The organism is Snodgrassella sp. CFCC 13594, from assembly GCF_001590725.1.
GTDB lineage: Bacteria > Pseudomonadota > Gammaproteobacteria > Burkholderiales > Neisseriaceae > Snodgrassella.
This window is the reverse complement of sequence record NZ_LQXR01000003.1, coordinates 100,782-120,011: the sequence shown is the minus strand read 5'-3', so window position 1 is coordinate 120,011 and position 19,230 is coordinate 100,782. Positions and strand designations below refer to the sequence as shown.

Genomic DNA, 19,230 nt, shown 5'->3' with positions numbered 1-19,230 from the left:
CCCCATCCTTTCAGGCAACTTGTTCCACCTCATGATTGACGTGCCAACATGCTGCGAAAACGCGCCAAAGCTAGGGCCAAAAACAACGCCCCCATGACACTCATCACCACCAGTTTTGGCCAAACGATGGCCATACCGGCATTGCGAAACAAAACATCTTGACTGTATTGCACAAACTGCGTCACCGGAGAGAGCCATGTCATCATTTGGAAAAAATCAGGCATGCTCTCCAATGGCGATTCAGCCCCCGAAATCAAGCGGGTCACCACATAAACCGGCAAACACAGCAGTCCAAATTGCGGCATGGTGGGGGCCAACGTAGCAAGCCAAATGCCCATAGAGGCAACCGAAAACAAATAAATGGCCATACCCAAGGTAAACAGCCACACCGATCCGTTAATCGGTACTGCCAACCACACATTTACCACCAGCCACAAAGACAAGAGTGCAGCCACCGTGATAACCATGCCATTGGTTAAAATTTTCGCCAAAGCAATTTCGCTAGCGCGCACCGGCATCACTAATAAATGCTCAATGGTGCCATGTTCTCGCTCGCGGATGACAGCAGCACCCACCAGAATCATCGCCAACAAAGTTACATTGGACACCACTTGAATCACCGCCAAATACCATGTGGATTCACCATTAGGGTTAAACATAATGTTCACCACTGGCGTTACCGGTAACATTGATTCGGCACTATTTTGCCGCAAAAAACGCGCACTTTCCTGCTGAATAATTTGACTAAGATAGGTTAACCCTACACCTGCTTGTGTTACCGCCGTGGCATCTGCCAACACTTGAATCGTGGGTGAACGGCCAGCCAAAACATCTCGCTGAAAATGTGGCGGGATGTCCAAAACAAACACATAATCACCACGATCCATAGCGCCATCAACGTCTTCCCGCGCTACCTCTACCGGTTCTTTAAAATGCGGTGGCAACAGTGCGTCCCTAATCTGATAAGACAAGGCAGAATGATCCCCATCCATAACCGCCACCGAAGCATTGCGCACTTCAGTGGTGATGCCGGTAGACACTGAATACACGGCTACAGACAACACCACCACAATCAACCCCATCAATACCACATCGCCAAACAAGCTTTTGAATTCTTTAAGACTCAGCACCCACACATTTTTCAACCAACGCAGCATCTAGGTCTCCTGTTTCTTCAAAAGTAGCCCCGCCACAAACACATACAACAGGCAAAAACCAATCAGCACCAAGTAGTAATAGCGAAAATCGGCAAAACCCAAGCCCTTGGTAAAACCGCCCAAGCTGATGAGCTGAAACCATGCCGTAGGAAAGGCCCAACCTACCCAATAGTTCACGCCAGTTAAGGTTGACAATGGATAGAGCAAACCTGAAAAATTCAATGCGGGAATCAATGACAAAATCGCCGAACCAAAAATGGCCGCTACTTGGGATTTGACAAAGCTGGATATCAACAAACCAAACGCGGTCGCAGCACAAATCAACGCCAATGCACCTAGACTCATGGCCACAAAGCTACCGCGTACCGGCACCCCCAGCACCACCACCGCCAACCAAATCAAAATTAAATAGCTCACAAAGGATGCGGCTACATAAGGAAGCTGTTTGCCGATGAGAAACTGGCGAACCGATGCCGGAGAAGTGTAGAGATTGGTAATTGAGCCAATTTCGCGCTCTCGCACCACACCCAATGCCGTCATCATCACCGGAATCAGCATCATCGCCATCATAATCATGCCTGGTGTGAAAGCATAAATACTTTTGAAATCCTGGTTATACACAAATCGTGGTGCCACATTCACCGAAGGAGCCATAGAAATGGGCAATCCTGAGGCTCGAATACGACCATAGCCATAATCACTCATAATACCGAGGATGAAGCCTTTAATGTTTTCGGTGAGAAACGGCATGGTGCCATCGATGTAGAAGCCCACTTCAGGTTTGTTGCCCCGCATCAAATCGCGGCCAAAGTGTGGTGGAATATCAATCACCAACCGTGCTTTTGAGCTTTTTAGCGTTGCGTCAATTTCATCGGGTTCGCTCAGGTATTGCTGTAAAGTAAAATAGCGTGAACCAGTAAAATATTCCGTAAGCGCACGGCTTTCTATCGTTTGATCGCGATCCAAAATTGCGAGTTTGACGTTTTTCACGTCAAATGACACCGAATAGGCCGCCATCACCATCAATACCACAGGTCCAAACAACGCAAAAAACAACCGAATGCGGTCACGCAGTAACTCCTTGCCTTCGCGCACTGCAAAAGTCCAAACAGTATTCAACCAATAGCGCAATCCATTGGTACGCTCCGTAACTGACGAGGCCACGGCACTTACGTCTTCTCTTAGCGCGGATGGCTGATGTGCATGAACTTGTCTAAAAACATCATCCTTCTGGCCTGCATGTGCAACCGGATGCTCTTTTACCCAGGTTGTTGAATGAGTCTTTAAAGGTGCTCTGGTTTCGTTTTCCGGGGATGCTGCTTCTAAGTAGGCGATGAAGGCCTCTTCCAAATCATCGGTGTGTTGATTAGCGCACAATTCTGCTGGCGTACCCACTGCCAACACCCTGCCTTGATGCATAAAAGAAATGCGATCACAACGTGCCGCTTCATTCATAAAATGCGTGGACACAAAAATAGTGATGCGGTCTTGTCGCGATAGTTTCAGCAAATGCCGCCAAAACATATCCCGTGCAGCGGGATCCACACCAGAAGTTGGTTCATCTAAAATCAATACTTGAGGGTGGTGTAAACAAGCCGCCGCCAATTGCAACCGCTGGCGCATACCCAGAGGCAATGCTGCGGGCTCGGTGTCCGCCACCTCCGTCAAATCAAACTGCCGCAAAGCATCGTCAACAGCTTGTTTGGCTGCTGCGCCTTCCAATTGATATAGGCGCGCATGCATCATCAAATTCTGTGTGACCGACAATTCTTCATACAAAGAAAATGCCTGCGACATGTAGCCCACTTGCATGCGGGTTGCATATCCCCAGCATTAATTGGTTGGCCCAGCAGCTCGGCCGTCCCCTCAGTGGCATCCAATAAACCGGTGAGCATTTTCATGGTGGTGGATTTACCACAACCATTGGAACCCAAAAAACCAAAAATCTCACCACGCGGGATGGTGAAACTGACGTGATCGACCGCCACAAAGTCGCCAAACCGTTTGGTTAAATCATGTGCTTCAATGGCCGGCGGCGAGGTTGGATCAGGCTTAAACGGTGTTAATTCGAGGCTGCCTGAACCTTCCTGCTTGTCTGGTGGCAATAGTTTTACATAGGCCTCTTCCAGCGTTTGGCTGTGGGTATCAGCCAACACTGTTTGAGTGGGCGCATTGGCAATCAAATGGCCATCATCCATAGCCAAAAGGTGCTCAAATCGACCAGCCTCGTCGATATACGCGGTGGCCACCATAACCGTCATACCCGGATTTTCAGCGCGCAGTTCATCCACCAAATGCCAGAACTGGCGTCTCGATAAGGGGTCAACACCCGTAGTGGGTTCATCCAAAATCAGCAATTGTGGATTGTGCACCAAAGCACAGCACAAACTGAGTTTTTGCTTCATCCCGCCAGAGAGCTTGCCCGCCGCACGGTCGGCAAACGGCGATAAGCCTGTGGCTTGAAGCAAACGATTGATGCGACTTTTTTTTATCAACCCCACCCAAACCAAACAAGCGCGCGTGAAAATCTACGTTTTCCAGCACCGACAAAGTCGGATACAAATTATGACCCAAACCTTGTGGCATAAACGCAATGCGGTGCGACAAACGATTGCGAGTGTGCTTGTCACTCATGTCGCCGCCAAACACCATGACGCAACCTTGCTGAATCACTTTGACGCCGGCAATCAATGACAATAATGTGGATTTACCCACGCCATCGGGGCCAATGAGGCCCACAGTAGCACCACGTCGAATACGTAAACTAATCGGCGCCAAAGCCCGCGTCTTACCATAAACGTGCGCAACTTGGCTCAGATCTACCGCCCAATCATCTGGGTTGCCTGAATCTTCATGCATATTTAGGCACCTTTGCCCGATGGCAATTTAACTTGCCATGAAGCTGGCCAAGCTTGTTTTGCATCCACGCGCACATAGCCATTACCGGTTAAGCCCCCTTTCAGTAAGCCACTGTAGCGTTTAGCCACTTCAGCCGGTATGCTCAGCTTCACCTTATACATCAGCTTTTCGCGCTCATTGGCCGTTTCCACATACTTGGGTGTAAATTGAGCTTCCGCTGCAATATAATCCACTGTCGCCGGAAATACTGCATCTAAGCCATCCAACACGATGCGCGCTTCATCACCAATTTTTAACTGACCCACCGTATTGGTGGGCAAAAACACACTCATACTCACATCACTGGGGTCCAGCAAGGTCACTACCTTGCTGCCAGCACCCAAAACATTACCGGCTTCGGCGATGCGGTATTCCACTCGCCCCGCCTGCGGCGCACGGATCAACATATCTTTATTGGCAGAAGAGGCAGCATCAATTTGCGCTTGCGCCTGCCCCACTGCGGCCTGCGCTTCCGCCTTAGCCGCTTTTGCCGCTGCCACCGCTGCTGCGGCTCCATCACGTGCGGCCAGACGCCGCTTCAATTCAGCTGCCGACACCAATGCATCATTCTTCAACTGTTGCGTGTTATCGAGTTCCATTTGTGCTACTTTTTGTTGCTGTTGCTGAGCCAAAATTTCGGCGGTAGCCCGAGCCACTGTTTCTTCCGCTCTTATTTTTGCAGCTTTGGCACCCGCCAGCTGGCTGCTGCTTTGATCAGAAGACAATTCAGCCAAAACTGCATCCTTAGCCACCTCATCTCCTTCATTGACCTTCATTGCAACCACACGCCCTGCATACAAAGTCGCCACATCCATGCGCTGCAATTCCAAACGGCCATTGCCGCCAGCAAAACCGTCAGGCAACTTTTCAGTGCTGTGTACGTTAACCCACACAGCTACCGCGACCAAAGCCACCACCGCAACGCCGACCCACATCCATTTTTTCTGCATTATTCATCCTTTAGCCATGCCAGATTGCCGCGATTCTAAGCGCCACGGCCACGGTACCCAACAAAACTTAAATGTCATTGACTGTCACAACCATTTCTACTGCATGGCTTTATGCCTGTCAACTTTCAAACAAACCCAATCCGCATCGGTTTCGCGCCAAAACCAGCCGACACATACCTCATGATTAGTCATGCATTCATCACCCATTGCAATTGCCTTGTCAGACACGGCAAATTTCCCGACAATAGTGCAACTCAAGCCACGGAACACCATTATGATTATCGTCATGCAACGGCAAGCCAGTGAAGCAGATATCAAGCAAGTGATCGAAGTTATTCGCAGTCGCGGTTTGACCGAACACATATCCCGTGGCGCCGAACGTACCATTATTGGTGCCGTCGGTGACGAGCGGGTCTTTGTACCACGAGAATTGGAGGCATTGCCGGGGGTTGAAAAAGCCATGCGTGTAGTCCAAGACTGGCGCATCATCAGCCGCGAAACCCAAGCCCAAGATACCATCATCACCGCTCGAGGCATTGCATTTGGTGGCCATGCCACGCAAATTATTTATCCAGTCAAAAACAATAGGCTGCCTGAAAGCCCTGTGGTATTCATGGATCCTTATTACCGCAACGACACCCCTTACGCGCCGAACCCACAAGATAATAATGCCGCCCGCGACCGTGAACTGAACCAACTCATCCACACCGCGCATACCGCCAATCAGGCAGCCGTGGTACGTATCCGCGATGTGCGGCAACTGGAATCCGTATTAGCAGCCACTGCAGACATTCTGTATTTGGGTGGCGAGCAACTCGCCAACCGTAGCTTACGCGATGAAGTAGGCCGCCTGAATGTGCCCGTGATTGTGTGCAAAGACAAACACCATCAAATTGACGACTGGCTGATTGCAGCGGAACACATTGCCATAAAGGGCAACCATCACATCATGCTCGGCGAAGCTGGCACGCTCAGCTTAGATCGAAATGCACCCTACCGCTTGGACATTGAAGCCATTGTCAAAGCCAAGCGCATCAGTCACTTACCGGTGGTAACCAATATTTTGCGCTTACACCATGCCTATCTACCCGAAAGCGTCTTGCTGGCTTTATCCCAAGCAGCAGGGGCAGATGCCGTGATCATGCATCAACCATCTCGAAATTAGACATATTGACTAATATCATTACAAAACAAAAATTAGCAATAATTTTAAAAAAAATAGACATATTATTTTTAAAATAATAATAATATGTCTATTTTTAATATTTAATATCAATTAATTTATTAAATTAGCAGAAATCAGCATAATACTAATCAATTAGACTCAAGTTGAGCCTCGAATCTTGGGTTTTGCGCTTGCACAATAAATGGCATTGCTATATTGTCATGCCTCGTTCGATAAACCCAAGGCAGCTATTCCAACTATGGGATGCCGTATCGATTGGTCACCACGATGTTTGTGTGCGCGTACCCTAAATCGCTGTACCAAACATCAGCCTACCCGGCAGAGGTGAAACGATGACGCATCAGTTGGGCTACCTGACAAAACAGAGGTTGACATGCAACTTTCCGGTGCACAAATCCTTGTGCAAAGCCTTAAAGCCGAAGGCGTTGAATACGTTTTTGGCTACCCTGGCGGCGCAGTACTTGAAATTTACGACGCCATCTTCCAATTAAATAAATTTCGTCACATTCTGGTTCGCCACGAGCAAGCTGCGGTACATGCTGCTGATGCTTATTCACGTGCCAGCGATGGTCAAAAAGTGGGTGTTGCCATTGTGACTTCGGGTCCTGGTGCCACCAACGCCATTACTGGCATCGCCACTGCAAATTCAGATTCCGTGCCGCTGGTAGTGATTACCGGCCAAGTGGCCACGCCAGCAATAGGTTCTGATGCGTTCCAAGAAGTGGATACCGTGGGCATTTCACGCCCTTGTGTCAAACACAATTTCTTGGTAACCAGTGTACACGAGCTGGCTGAGACCATTAAAATGGCCTTTCAGATCGCCCGTACTGGCCGACCCGGCACTGTGGTAATTGATGTTCCTAAAGACGTGACTCAAGCTCTGGCTAAATTCAGTTACCCACAAGATGATATTTTCATTCGTTCCTACCAACCGGTTACCCACGGCCATGCAGGCCAAATCAAAAAAGCTGTGCAGGTTTTGGCTGCGGCCAAACGCCCTGTGGTGTATTTCGGTGGTGGAGTTGTATTGGGCAATGCCAGTCAGGAATTAACCGAATTGGTGCAACTAATGGGGGCGCCGTGCACGGGCACACTCATGGGCTTGGGTGCCTATCCTTCCTGCCACAAACAATTTTTGGGTATGGTTGGCATGCATGGCACCTATGAAGCCAATTTAACCATGCAAAATGCTGATGTGGTTTTGGCGGTGGGTGCGCGATTTGATGACCGTGTTATTTCGGTACCGAGTAAATTCACAAACACATCGAAAAAAATCATTCACATCGACATTGATCCTTCCAGCATTGCCAAACGGGTGAAAGTAGATGTGCCGATTGTGGGTGATGTGAGAAATGTACTCACCGACATCTTGGGCCTGTGGAAAAAGCAAGGTTTGGTATTGAATACCACATCCTTGGAAAAATGGTGGCATACCATAGAAGGCTGGCGCGCGCGCAATAGCCTCTGGTTTGAACCATCAAACGAAGTTATTAAACCACAATTTGTGGTGCAAACACTGGCCAGATTAACAGAAAACAATGCCATTATTACATCGGATGTGGGTCAGCATCAGATGTTTGCCGCGCAGTACTACCCATTCCAACGACCACGCCAATGGCTCAACTCTGGTGGTTTAGGTACCATGGGCGTGGGTTTGCCTTATGCAATGGGTGCCACCTTGGCGTGTCCGGGTGAGGATGTTTTTTGCATCACCGGCGAAGGTTCTATTCAAATGAATATTCAGGAGTTATCAACCTGCTACCAATACCGGTTGCCCATTAAAATCATTAATTTAAACAACGGTTATTTGGGTATGGTGCGCCAATGGCAAGAGTTTTATTACCAAGATCGTTATTCTGAATCGTACATGGAATCATTGCCGGATTTTGTCAAGCTGGCTGAATCTTATGGGCACGTTGGCATGCGCATTGAAAAGCCGAGTGATGTAGAAGGCGCACTACAAGAAGCCATTGCACTGAAAGACCGTTTGGTGTTTATGGACTTCATTACCGATCGCAAACAAAATGTATTTCCCATGGTGGGCAACGGCAAGGGGCTGGACGAAATGGTTTTACCGCCGCATATGCGTGAAACCAAAGCTGACAGCGATGTCAATGATGTCACCGACCGTGACTACGATACCCGGAGCGTACCATGAGACACATTTTATCCATTTTAATGGAAAACGAATCAGGTGCCATGAGCCGAATTGTGGGTTTGTTTTCTGCCCGTGATTACAACATCGACTCTTTGTCTGTTGCCCCCACAGAAGATGCCACACTATCGCGCATGACCATCGTTACTCACGGGGATGCCGATGTGATGGAACAAATCACCAAACAACTCAATAAGCTGATTGAAGTCATTAAAGTGATCGACTTAAATGACAGCCAATTTGTTGAACGGGAACTGATGCTGGTGAAACTGCGCGCCAGTGGTAAAGATCGCGATGAAATTTTGCGCTTAACCGATATTTTTCGAGGTCACGTAATTGACGTTACCGACAAAACCTATACGGTTGAAGTGACTGGGCCCAGTGATAAATTGGATGCCTTTCTGGATACAGTGGGTAAAACCCTGATTTTGGAAACAGTCCGCACGGGTGCAGCCGGTATTGGCCGCGGCGAACGGATGTTGCGTATTTAATCCCTCATTAGTTAACCATAGTGGCTACCTGAAACATTGCTACTGCATTCAGGCAGCCCGTAAAACAGTGACATACCCATAAAACCTCTTTTAAAAGGAAACAACATGCAAGTTTATTACGATAAAGACGCCGATCTGTCCCTGATCAAAGGAAAAACCGTGGCCATCATTGGTTATGGTTCTCAAGGCCACGCTCACGCTGCCAACTTGAAAGATTCTGGCGTGAATGTGATTGTGGGTTTACGCCAAGACGGTAACTCATGGCACAAAGCCGTGAATGCGGGCCATGACGTTCGCGAAGTGGCCGAAGCCACCAAAGCCGCCGACGTGGTTATGATTTTGCTACCAGATGAAAATCAGCCTGCTGTATATAAAGCACAAATTGCACCCAATTTGAAAGATGGCGCCACTGTGGCTTTTGCCCATGGTTTCAACATTCATTTCAACCAAATCGTTCCGGCGAAAAACTTGGACGTGGTGATGATTGCGCCTAAAGGCCCTGGTCACACTGTTCGCAGCGAATACCTTAAAGGCGGTGGCGTACCAAGTTTGATCGCGGTTGAACAAGATGCGTCAGGCCACGCTCGCGATGTGGCATTATCTTATGCCGCAGCCAATGGCGGCACCAAAGGTGGTGTGATTGAAACCACGTTTAAAGAAGAAACCGAAACCGATTTATTTGGCGAACAAGCCGTATTGTGTGGCGGTCTGGTTGAATTAATTAAAACCGGTTTTGAAACGCTGGTGGAAGGTGGTTACGCACCCGAAATGGCCTATTTCGAATGCTTGCACGAAATGAAGCTGATTGTGGATTTGATTTATGAAGGCGGGATTGCCAACATGAATTACTCCATTTCCAACAATGCTGAATTTGGCGAATACGTAACGGGACCAGAGGTCATCAACAGCGAATCTCGTGAAGCCATGCGCAATGCATTGAAACGCATTCAATCTGGTGACTATGCCAAAATGTTCATCCAAGAAGGTGCCATCAACTACCCAGCCATGACCGCACGTCGTCGCATGAATGCCGAGCATCCAGTGGAAGTGGTAGGCAACAAATTGCGTGGCATGATGCCTTGGATTGCCAAAAACAAATTGGTTGACCAAGACAAAAACTAACCACATTGATGTAAACAGCAAAAGGCCTGTTGATTCAGGCCTTTTTTAGACCAATCATTATTCATAACCTATTGAAGAATAAATAAAATGACAACCGCAACTCCTCATTCGTCAGCGGCTTCTACAGAAGAGCAGCACACCAATTCTGGTTTCCGTGTGGCGGTAGCCAGCTTTGTCGGTACCGCCGTCGAATTTTATGATTTCTATATTTATGGCCTAGCAGCAGCGCTGGTTTTGGGTGAATTGTTTTTTCCCACCAAAGACACGGCACAAGCGATCATGGCGTCTTTTCTGACATTTGGCATCGCCTTTGTGGCTCGCCCCATCGGCGCCGCCATGTTTGGCCACTTTGGCGACAAAGTCGGCCGCAAGACCACTTTGATCGCTTCATTGCTCATTATGGGCATCAGCACCACCCTCATTGGCTTTCTGCCCACCTACCATCAGGCTGGTATTGTGGCGCCATTGTTGCTATGTGTATTGCGCTTTGGTCAAGGTTTAGGCTTGGGTGGAGAATGGGGCGGTGCTGCCTTGTTGGCCACAGAAAATGCCCCCAAAGGAAAACGCGCAATTTTTGCGATGTTTCCACAAATGGGCCCTCCGATTGGATTCATTGTGGCCAGTGGTATTTTCATCACCTTAAATTCGCTGTTAACACCAGAACAAATGATGTCCTATGGATGGCGCATTCCATTCATCCTCAGCATCATCTTGATCGGCTTGGGCTTGTATGTGCGCATGTCGATTGTGGAAAGTGCCGCTTTCCAAAAAATGGTCAAGAAGCAAACCCAATCTAGAGCCCCTTTGGCCGACATTGTGAAAAAGCATTATAAAGAACTGATTTTAGGTTCTCTTTCTGCCATGTCTTGCTTTACCTTGTTTTTCTTAACCACGGTATTTTCATTGCAATACGCCACCACTTTGCATCCATGGCAAAGCGCACCGTATTACCCAAAAATCGACTACCTATTTATGCTAATGATCGCCATTGTGTTCATGGCATTGGGTTCGCCTTTAGGTGCTTGGCTGTCTGAAAAGCTGGGTCGCCGCCCTACTTTCTTGATTACCGGCAGCATCACCATCATCATGGGCTATTTCTGGGGTGATTTGATGAACACCAGCAATGTCGTGGTGTCATTCACATTCTTAGCCGTGGCCTTGTTTGTGATGGGCGCATTGTGGACGCCTTTGGCGGCATTTTTACCCGAAATATTCCCCACCAATGTGCGCTATTCCGGCGCCTCCATGTCTTTCAGCTTCGGTGGCATTCTGGGGGGGTCACTCACCCCATTTGCAGCCGCTTGGATGACCACCCATTTTGGGGAACAAGGCATTAATTTGGTTGGCTGGTTTTTAATTGCTTCTTGCCTCATCAGCATGATTGCAGTGTGGTTGCTGCCTGAAACCCGGCACATCGAAATTGATAATTGATGTTTGAATGTAATTGATGATTACCAACACCAGGCCTGATGTTCCCACATCAGGCCTTTTTATGATCATCCTCAATACAGCAGCAGATGCAAACGGCCTTGTTGCGACATATATAAGCAGTTGCTCATAACCTTTCTTGCCTCAAGCATGCCAATGCTGAAATAAACCAATAAAAATTGATTTATATCTGCATCCTTATGGCGCGCCTGCTTTTTTCTACCATGGTCTTCAATGGTGATAGATGGCCACAACAAAGCGACACCCGGCTTCTCGTAGCTTCGCCCTACACTTATTTGGCACTACGTCATCACACCCATAATAAAACCGAATCGACTACTGATACATCAACCGACTAAAGCCACCATAAAATAAATTGGCATCCGCTACACCGCCGATATTGATCTATTCTGTCGATGACTTTCTAATGCTTCAACCACGAATGAGACCCGTACCAACAGCAAAAGCCCTTGATGGGTGAACGCCAAGGGCTTTATGGACATAAAAATGGTTATGCAAAACTTTTCTTTAATACATAAGCAAAAGCTTGCTTACGACCACGAGCGTCTGCCTCCAAATACACACCTTGAATCTCCGGCTCAAATCCAGGCAAAGTATTGATGCCTTCCTCCAGCGCCAAAAAGTAATCCAATACCGCGCCACCCCATACTTCTCCTGGCACAATGCACAGCACGCCCGGCGGATATGGCAGCGCGCCTTCTGCTGCCACACGGCCAGCTATGTCTTTTAATGGCACCAATTCCACCTGATTGCGAATGAAAGCCGTGTGCACCGATTGAGGACTGTACTCAGCTTTGGGCCATGCATCACGCAAAAACATTTGTTTTTGCAGTTTATTGAGGGCATATTTGCGATAAAAATCATGCATTTTCTGGCATAAATCACGAATGTGCATGTGTTGATATGCAGGATATGCTTTAACCAGACTGGGCAGCATGTCCGATACCATCGTATTCGTATCAATGTGCTCTTCAAAGCGCGCAATATTGGCCACCAAATGCTGAAATTTGGCCATATTCTCAGCAGGTGTCAGCAAAAACAAAATCGAATTTAAATCAGCCTTTTCGGGAATAACTGAACGCTCACGCAAATAATGCGCCAGAATCGCGGCCGGAATGCCAAAATCAGCATAATCACCCGAAGCTACGTCAATACCGGGTGTGGTGAGTAACAATTTACAAGGATCAATAAAATATTGTTTGTCCTGATAGGCTGAAAAATCATGCCAAAGCGCACTTTGTTCAAACTGAAAAAAGCGAATGTCATCAACCATATCATCTGTATCGTAATCCTGCCACGCGCGGCCATCTACTTCTGGCGGCACAAACGGACGAATCCAACGACAGGTCTGCAACAACATTTTGCGGGCTTCAATCCCTGCAATCACGCATTCACGCCACATGCGCTTACCAGCCTTGCCATCGTGCATTTTGGCATTCACATCCAGCGAGGCAAACAAGGGATAAAATGGACTGGTCGACACATGCATCATAAATGCATTGTTAAAACGTTTGTGGTTGCAATAGCGAGCTTGCTTACTGATGTGCACATCTTTTTTGTGAATTTGCGAAGCCTGAGAAAAACCAGCTTGCTGTTTGTGTACCGATTGCGTAACCAAGATGCCAGGGTCTTCCGGTTTCAAATCCAGTAGCAGAGGCGAACAATCGCGCATCATGGGAATGAATTGCTCATATCCCACCCATGCAGAATCAAATAAAATGTAGTCACACAAATGACCAATGCGGTCAACCACTTGGCGGGCATTGTAGATGGTACCGTCGTAAGTGCCCAATTGAATTACCGCAAGCCTAAAAGGCCTAGCCTCTTGGGCGCGCTCCGGCGCCACTTTGGTGATCTCATGACGAATATCGGCTTCATCAAAACAATGCGCGGCAATCCCACCAATAAACCCATAAGCATTACGCGTGGTTTCCAGATATACAGGGATGCCTCCACACAAAGTTAAGGCACCTTGATGCACAGATTTGTGATTATTGCGATCAAACAACACCAAATCACCCGGCGCCACCAAGGCACCAATGGCAATTTTATTGGCTGCTGAAGTACCATTGAGGACAAAATAGGTCTTATCGGCATTGAATACTTTGGCGGCATGCGCCTGCGCTTGGTAAGCAGGGCCTTCATGTATCAGCAAATCGCCCAAGCGCACATCGGCATTACACGAATCCGCACGAAATAGGGTTTCGCCAAAATACAGATAAAATCGCCGTCCCGATGGGTGCTTACGAAAAAACTGGCCGCCTTGGTGACCAGGGCAATCAAATGCGGCATTGCCATAGTCCGTGTATTCTTTTAATGCTTGAAAAAACGGGGGATCCAGCGCATCAATATAATCAGAAGCGGCCGCATTGATAAGCTGGCCGTTGTAGTATTTTTGTTCCGGTGCCAATTCAATCACCGCATACAATTCAGGCAGCCATTGTGGGGGCACCGTTTCACCATATTCCACAGCGGCGAAAATCGGAATATCAAACCCCAAGCGATCCAACTCCGTCCACACTTCTGCCAAATCGGCCGTGGTGGCCACCACAGCGCAGACATTGGTGAAATCGGTCATATCGATGGGCATGACCTTATAGTCGCTTAGAAAAGCAAATTCAGTGCCCGCGCTGGCGGCAATTTTCATGGGGTATCCTTATCAACCGGTAAAATGGTGCCGTGCCAATAACGAAACGGCGAAGCCGTTATACGGCCTGCTCCGCCCGCAAAACCAAAGAGAGCCGTATTGTAATCAAATGCGTGACCAATACCCATTATTTTTTGGGTATGCCTCTGATTTTTACTTTTCTGAAAGCAATACTGCCCTTATCCCTGCGCCGCAGGGATGGTTCACCCATTGGGTAACCTGCTCAATGCATTACCCGCACCAGCACATGAACACAACAATAAGATACATTCGGATTTGTCTTTTAAGTCTAAGTTTTAAATCACGATACAACCATGAACTAACCTTAATTTTATGATTAGGGTAAATAAAAAGGCTGCCTGAATATTTTCAGACAGCCTTTTTCAGGCCCATAAAGGATGCTTATTCACCCAATTGCTCTTTCAAATACATTTTCACCGCTGCCGCATTATTCGGCAGAACCTGTACCCGTTGTGGCAAATCTTCGATGCCAACCAATTTAGCTGGACGTGGAATAACCACATCCTCACCCACAGCGGCATGAATGGTGTCGGCGAATTTGGCCGCCAACGCCGTTTCCAGACACACCACTTTTTCACCAGTTTCACGCAGTTCGCGTGCCACTTTAACGCCGTCGGCTGTGTGCGGGTCAATCAACTGGCGATCATCAGCATAGACCTCGGCAATGGTACGTAACCGATCAGCGTGTACGCTCTTACCGGATACAAAACCATATTGCTCATGAATTTTGTCAAGCACTCGGCTCAAATCGAACCCTTTTCCCGCCCCCACCTGAGCCCACATCAATTCAATTTCACTGCTGTCCCGATCGACCAAATCAAATACAAAGCGCTCAAAATTGGATGCTTTGGAAATATCCATAGATGGGCTGGTGGTGACATAAGTTTGCGCGGCCGCACGTGGTTGATACAGACCAGTTTTGAAAAACTCATCCAATACATCATTTTCATTGGTGGCCACCATCAAACGGTGTATCGGCAAACCCATCATACGAGCAATATGGCCCGCCAAAACATTTCCAAAATTGCCACTGGGCACGCAAAACGATACTTTTTCTTCATTACTTTGTGTGGCCGCAAAATAGCCCTTAAAGTAATACACCACTTGCGCCATGATGCGCCCCCAATTGATGGAGTTGACCGTACTTAAATGGTACTGTGCTTTAAACAACTCATCATTTTGCAAGGCTTTGACAATATCTTGGCAATCATCAAACATGCCTTCAACGGCAATATTGTAAATATTACGATCTTCTAGGCTATACATCTGCGCACGTTGAAAAGCGCTCATTTTGCCGTAGGGCGAGAGCATAAATACATTGATGCCATCTTTACCGCGCAGAGCATATTCAGCTGCAGAACCGGTGTCACCACTGGTAGCGCCAATGATATTGAGCGTTTTCCCTTCGCGGCCCAACACATATTCAAACAAATTGCCCAACAATTGCATGGCCATGTCTTTAAACGCCAAGGTTGGGCCATTAGACAGACCTTCGATACAGATGCCGTCATGCAAGCGGCGTACTGGGGCAATCTCGGCGTGACCAAACACCTCGGCGGTGTAGGTTTTATTGATGATGGCCTGTAAATCAGCAGAATCAATATCGGTTGCAAACAAGCTAATGATTTGAAACGCCAATTGCGGATAAGACAGTTGGCGCCATTCATACAAGGTTACCTCAGAAACGTGCGGGTAGCTTTCCGGCATCAATAAACCGCCATCGGGCGCCAAACCCATTAATAAGGCTTCGCTGAATGTTTTCGGCTCTGTTTGCCCTCGAGTGCTGATGTATTTCATGCGTGTTTCCTATTCTTTAAACCGGTGCATATAAATTGATGAACACTGATTGGTCACGCTGGCTGACCGCTCAATGCCATTCGGCCCAAATAAACGCGTGTTCTGGATTTCTGTTCATACCCAAATGCTTTCTGCCACCATCAATGGCTGCCTGAAAGGTATTTTTCTGGCAGCATTGCGCCACCTCATATTTGATATTTACAATGATTTTAATTGCCCAAAATCAGCCGTTTGCTGCATTCGGCGACGGTTTTCACCGACACATCCGTAATCACTTTTTGTCGCTGTTGCTGGCTAATGAGCTTCACAACATCCACCGTGCCCAATTGCTTAGCGGTTTCATCAGCCGCACACGCACAAATCTTATTTGCCAAATTGGTTTGCTGCGTTTTGCTCATCACCAAACTGGCCGCTTGCCATTCTGTGCGTTTGTTTAATTGAGTGTGGCATTCCTTATCCAGCGCATAACGGGCAATGCTTTGCCCCCAACCAGCGCCAGACTGCTGGTCCTGTGCTCCACCATTGGCACACCCTGCCAAAATAGCCAGTGCAGCACCCACGCTCAAAATTGATAAGCACTTGAAAGTAAAAGCCATGTTGAATCCGTTTTTCATCTACCCAAGAAGGCGCTTATTATACACAATCATATCTAGGCGCTGATGATTGTTGCGGCTCTGGTGTACAATTTCACCCTCATTAACAGTACGACCCCACCATGGATTTATTTGCCCAATCCCCACAAGCCCCGCTGGCAGAACAGCTGCGCCCACACACCTTAGACGATGTCATCGGCCAACAGCATCTCATCGGTTCGGGCAAACCCTTGCGTGTAGCAGTGGAAAGTGGTCGCTTGCATTCCATGCTGCTGTGGGGACCTCCAGGCGTGGGCAAAACCACGTTGGCACGCATTCTGGCGCAAAGCTTTCATGCTCAATTTTTGCCCGTATCGGCTGTTTTTGCCGGCGTGAAAGACATCCGCGCCGCGGTTGACAAAGCAGAGCTGGCCTTGCAACACGGGCAAAGCACCATTCTATTTGTGGATGAAGTTCACCGCTTCAATAAATCACAGCAAGATGCTTTTTTGCCTTACGTGGAAAGCGGTCTACTCACATTTATTGGCGCTACCACGGAAAACCCGTCTTTCGAGGTCAATCCGGCCTTGCTCAGCCGAGCACAGGTTTATACCCTCAAATCTCTAAACACCGAAGAGCTGCAGCAACTGTTAAACAAAGTATTCAGGCTGCCTGAATATACTGAAATGCACATCGAAGCTGATGCCGAAACCGTGATTATTGGCAGTGCCGATGGCGATGCACGCCGATTACTCAATCTACTAGAACAATTGTTGCGGGCGGCCCAAACCCAACAGCGCCATACAATCACCGCCGAATTCGTGGGTAATAGCTTGGGCACACAAATTCGCCGTTTCGACAAAGGAGGCGACAGTTTTTATGAGCAAATTTCCGCTTTACATAAGTCGGTACGCGGTTCACACCCCAACGCAGCACTCTATTGGTTTACCCGCATGATAGATGGAGGCGCAGACCCACGTTATCTGGCACGTCGCATCATCCGCATGGCCTGGGAAGACATCGGCTTGGCCGACCCGCGCGCCATGCAAATCACCAATGAAGCAGCGGCCACCTATGAACGACTGGGTAGCCCCGAAGGGGAATTGGCGTTGGCGCAAGCCGTGATTTATCTGGCCAGCGCCGCCAAAAGCAATGCTGGCTACATGGCGTACAATCAAGCGCGATCATTTGTGAAAAGCCAAGCTTCGCATGAGGTTCCCGTGCATTTACGCAACGCCCCCACCAAACTCATGAAAGAATTGGGTTATGGCCACGAATACCGTTATGCCCACGATGAGCCCAACGCTTATGCAGCGGGTGAAACATACATGCCTGATGGTCTAGCTGAACCCGATTTTTACCAACCAGTGCCGCGCGGATTGGAAATCAAAATTGCGGAGAAACTGGCACTGCTACGGCAATGGGATGAAGAAGCCGATTCTGCTTCCTAGTAGTCAATTGGGGTATATTTTTCAGGCAGCCCAATCACTGCCATCCGCCTCATAACCCTCTGCTATTCCTAAGTTAATCCAATCTAAATCCAATCTAAATCGCATTTACCCATTGCCAAAATTCATTTATCATCAATCAACACCTGGCGGCGCTTCAGGAGTAGATGATGAGCATCAAACACTGGCCTGAAGGCGAACGGCCTCGAGAAAAATTATTGCAATTGGGTTCTACTTCATTAAGTGATGCTGAGCTCCTGGCCATTTTGTTGCGCACCGGCATTGTTGGCATGAGTGCCGTGGATTTGGCCAGACACTTGATCAACCGTTTTGGCAGCCTGAGCGCACTCATGAGCACGAACTTATCCGAGCTCACTGCCGTTAAAGGCATGGGCATCGCCAGTTTCACGCAGTTTGCTGTGGTCAAAGAAATTGGTCGCCGCATTTTGCACGAAGACCTGAGTAGCGCTCCTTTATTAAACCGACCACAAATCGTGGCTGACTATCTGCGACTGCAATTGGGTGGGGAACAAGTGGAAGTGTGTATTGCGCTGCTGCTTAACCAACAACATCAGCTGATTCAAACCATTGAGCTAGCACGCGGCACTGTCAACCAAAACACCGTTTATATCCGCGAAATCGCAAGACTGGCTTTGCTTCACCATGCGCCAGCCATCATACTGGCACACAATCATCCGGGCCAAACTCAACAGCCATCCAGTGCTGATATTGAATTCACGAGCATCCTTAAGCAAGCCTTGGCCTTACTCGACATCGTGTTATTGGATCATTTCATTGTCACCCGCCACCACACCACTTCACTGGCAGCACTTGGGCTGGTGTAATTAGATGTGGTCGAGATATAACCAAAGGGAATTGCACCGCAAAGCTAGAAAAAAATAGAGTCTCCGATTACAATGGCTGATTCTAAAGATTGCAGTTCATCCTTTCTCATTTGTTTTGGAGTCTACCATGATTGATTTTGCCTACGCCGCCGATGCCGTTGCATCACCGAGCATGTTGATGCAGTTTGCACCTCTGGTATTGATTTTGTTTGTATTTTACTTTTTAATCATGCGCCCGCAGCAGAAGAAATTCAAACTGCACCAAAAAATGCTGGGTGAGTTAAAAAAGGGTGACAAAATCATCACCAATTCTGGCATCGCTGGCAAAATCACCAAAATCGGCGAACAATTTTTCACAGTAGAAATTGCCCCCAATGTGGAAGTAGAAGTGGAACGTGCCGCCATCAGCAGCAAAGTTCAAGCTTAATCGCATTGGTTTATTTTGCCGCAGCCATGGTGTTGCGGCATTTATCTGAGTTGTTTTTCACCCAG

General features: G+C 48.1%; 14 protein-coding genes and 1 pseudogene. 8 read left to right on the top strand and 7 right to left on the bottom strand.

Going from position 1 to position 19,230, the window contains the following annotated elements:
* Positions 1-29 precede the first annotated feature (29 nt).
* The 3 genes and pseudogenes from A2F46_RS03575 to A2F46_RS03565 form a co-directional block, all read right to left on the bottom strand.
* Positions 30-1,157, bottom strand: a complete 1,128-nt coding sequence (locus A2F46_RS03575) for an ABC transporter permease (protein ID WP_066566764.1) — start codon at positions 1,155-1,157, stop codon at positions 30-32.
* Positions 1,158-4,016, bottom strand: a pseudogene (gene rbbA / locus A2F46_RS03570) (ribosome-associated ATPase/putative transporter RbbA).
* 2 nt (positions 4,017-4,018) lie between these two features.
* Positions 4,019-5,005, bottom strand: a complete 987-nt coding sequence (locus A2F46_RS03565) for an HlyD family secretion protein (RefSeq protein WP_066566762.1) — start codon at positions 5,003-5,005, stop codon at positions 4,019-4,021.
* 274 nt (positions 5,006-5,279) lie between these two features.
* Between A2F46_RS03565 and A2F46_RS03560 the strand changes: the two genes are divergently transcribed.
* The 5 genes from A2F46_RS03560 (at position 5,280) to A2F46_RS03540 (ending at position 11,390) form a co-directional block, all read left to right on the top strand.
* Positions 5,280-6,170 (top strand): chorismate mutase, encoded by an 891-nt coding sequence (locus A2F46_RS03560; protein WP_066566758.1) that lies wholly within the window; start codon positions 5,280-5,282, stop codon positions 6,168-6,170.
* A 394-nt stretch (positions 6,171-6,564) separates the two neighbouring features.
* Entirely contained in the window at positions 6,565-8,349 is a 1,785-nt protein-coding gene (gene ilvB / locus A2F46_RS03555) for a biosynthetic-type acetolactate synthase large subunit (RefSeq protein ID WP_066566755.1), read from the top strand.
* Positions 8,346-8,837: an acetolactate synthase small subunit gene (gene ilvN / locus A2F46_RS03550; protein WP_066566754.1), complete on the top strand. Its 492-nt coding sequence runs from the start codon at positions 8,346-8,348 to the stop codon at positions 8,835-8,837. Before ilvB ends, ilvN begins: the two co-directional genes overlap by 4 nt.
* A 105-nt stretch (positions 8,838-8,942) precedes the next feature.
* The gene (ilvC, locus tag A2F46_RS03545; protein WP_066566752.1) at positions 8,943-9,959 is read left to right on the top strand and encodes a ketol-acid reductoisomerase; all 1,017 of its coding nucleotides are present in this window, start codon (positions 8,943-8,945) and stop codon (positions 9,957-9,959) included.
* Between the two features lie 87 nt (positions 9,960-10,046).
* The gene (locus A2F46_RS03540) at positions 10,047-11,390 is read left to right on the top strand and encodes an MFS transporter (protein ID WP_066566750.1); all 1,344 of its coding nucleotides are present in this window, start codon (positions 10,047-10,049) and stop codon (positions 11,388-11,390) included.
* Positions 11,391-11,461: 71 nt separating this feature from the next.
* On the opposite strand, the gene A2F46_RS03535 is transcribed toward A2F46_RS03540, so the two are convergent.
* The 4 genes from A2F46_RS03535 to A2F46_RS03520 form a co-directional block, all read right to left on the bottom strand.
* On the bottom strand, positions 11,462-11,644 hold the full coding sequence (locus tag A2F46_RS03535; RefSeq protein WP_066566747.1) for a hypothetical protein: 183 nt from the start codon (positions 11,642-11,644) through the stop codon (positions 11,462-11,464).
* 254 nt (positions 11,645-11,898) lie between these two features.
* Positions 11,899-14,055, bottom strand: a complete 2,157-nt coding sequence (gene speC, locus A2F46_RS03530; RefSeq protein ID WP_066566745.1) for an ornithine decarboxylase — start codon at positions 14,053-14,055, stop codon at positions 11,899-11,901.
* A gap of 402 nt (positions 14,056-14,457) precedes the next feature.
* Positions 14,458-15,873 carry a threonine synthase gene (thrC, locus tag A2F46_RS03525; protein ID WP_066566742.1) on the bottom strand — a complete coding sequence of 472 codons (1,416 nt, stop codon included), beginning with the start codon at positions 15,871-15,873 and terminating at the stop codon, positions 14,458-14,460.
* Positions 15,874-16,082: 209 nt separating this feature from the next.
* Positions 16,083-16,469: a hypothetical protein gene (locus tag A2F46_RS03520; protein ID WP_156471544.1), complete on the bottom strand. Its 387-nt coding sequence runs from the start codon at positions 16,467-16,469 to the stop codon at positions 16,083-16,085.
* 119 nt (positions 16,470-16,588) lie between these two features.
* Between A2F46_RS03520 and A2F46_RS03515 the strand changes: the two genes are divergently transcribed.
* The 3 genes from A2F46_RS03515 to yajC all read left to right on the top strand — a co-directional run bounded on the left by A2F46_RS03515 (position 16,589) and on the right by yajC (position 19,165).
* Positions 16,589-17,896, top strand: coding sequence for a replication-associated recombination protein A (locus tag A2F46_RS03515; protein ID WP_066566733.1), 1,308 nt, complete (start codon positions 16,589-16,591; stop codon positions 17,894-17,896).
* A 167-nt stretch (positions 17,897-18,063) separates the two neighbouring features.
* Positions 18,064-18,738: a DNA repair protein RadC gene (gene radC / locus A2F46_RS03510; RefSeq protein WP_066566725.1), complete on the top strand. Its 675-nt coding sequence runs from the start codon at positions 18,064-18,066 to the stop codon at positions 18,736-18,738.
* Positions 18,739-18,865: 127 nt separating this feature from the next.
* On the top strand, positions 18,866-19,165 hold the full coding sequence (gene yajC / locus A2F46_RS03505; protein WP_066566722.1) for a preprotein translocase subunit YajC: 300 nt from the start codon (positions 18,866-18,868) through the stop codon (positions 19,163-19,165).
* Positions 19,166-19,230 lie beyond the last annotated feature (65 nt).

Coding starts and splice junctions, on each gene's coding strand:
- A2F46_RS03575 (WP_066566764.1), bottom strand. CDS start 1,157: ATGCTGCGTTGGTTGAAAAATGTGTGGGTGCTGAGTCTTAAAGAATTC.
- A2F46_RS03565 (WP_066566762.1), bottom strand. CDS start 5,005: ATGCAGAAAAAATGGATGTGGGTCGGCGTTGCGGTGGTGGCTTTGGTC.
- A2F46_RS03560 (WP_066566758.1), top strand. CDS start 5,280: ATGATTATCGTCATGCAACGGCAAGCCAGTGAAGCAGATATCAAGCAA.
- ilvB (WP_066566755.1), top strand. CDS start 6,565: ATGCAACTTTCCGGTGCACAAATCCTTGTGCAAAGCCTTAAAGCCGAA.
- ilvN (WP_066566754.1), top strand. CDS start 8,346: ATGAGACACATTTTATCCATTTTAATGGAAAACGAATCAGGTGCCATG.
- ilvC (WP_066566752.1), top strand. CDS start 8,943: ATGCAAGTTTATTACGATAAAGACGCCGATCTGTCCCTGATCAAAGGA.
- A2F46_RS03540 (WP_066566750.1), top strand. CDS start 10,047: ATGACAACCGCAACTCCTCATTCGTCAGCGGCTTCTACAGAAGAGCAG.
- speC (WP_066566745.1), bottom strand. CDS start 14,055: ATGAAAATTGCCGCCAGCGCGGGCACTGAATTTGCTTTTCTAAGCGAC.
- thrC (WP_066566742.1), bottom strand. CDS start 15,873: ATGAAATACATCAGCACTCGAGGGCAAACAGAGCCGAAAACATTCAGC.
- A2F46_RS03520 (WP_156471544.1), bottom strand. CDS start 16,469: ATGGCTTTTACTTTCAAGTGCTTATCAATTTTGAGCGTGGGTGCTGCA.
- A2F46_RS03515 (WP_066566733.1), top strand. CDS start 16,589: ATGGATTTATTTGCCCAATCCCCACAAGCCCCGCTGGCAGAACAGCTG.
- radC (WP_066566725.1), top strand. CDS start 18,064: ATGAGCATCAAACACTGGCCTGAAGGCGAACGGCCTCGAGAAAAATTA.
- yajC (WP_066566722.1), top strand. CDS start 18,866: ATGATTGATTTTGCCTACGCCGCCGATGCCGTTGCATCACCGAGCATG.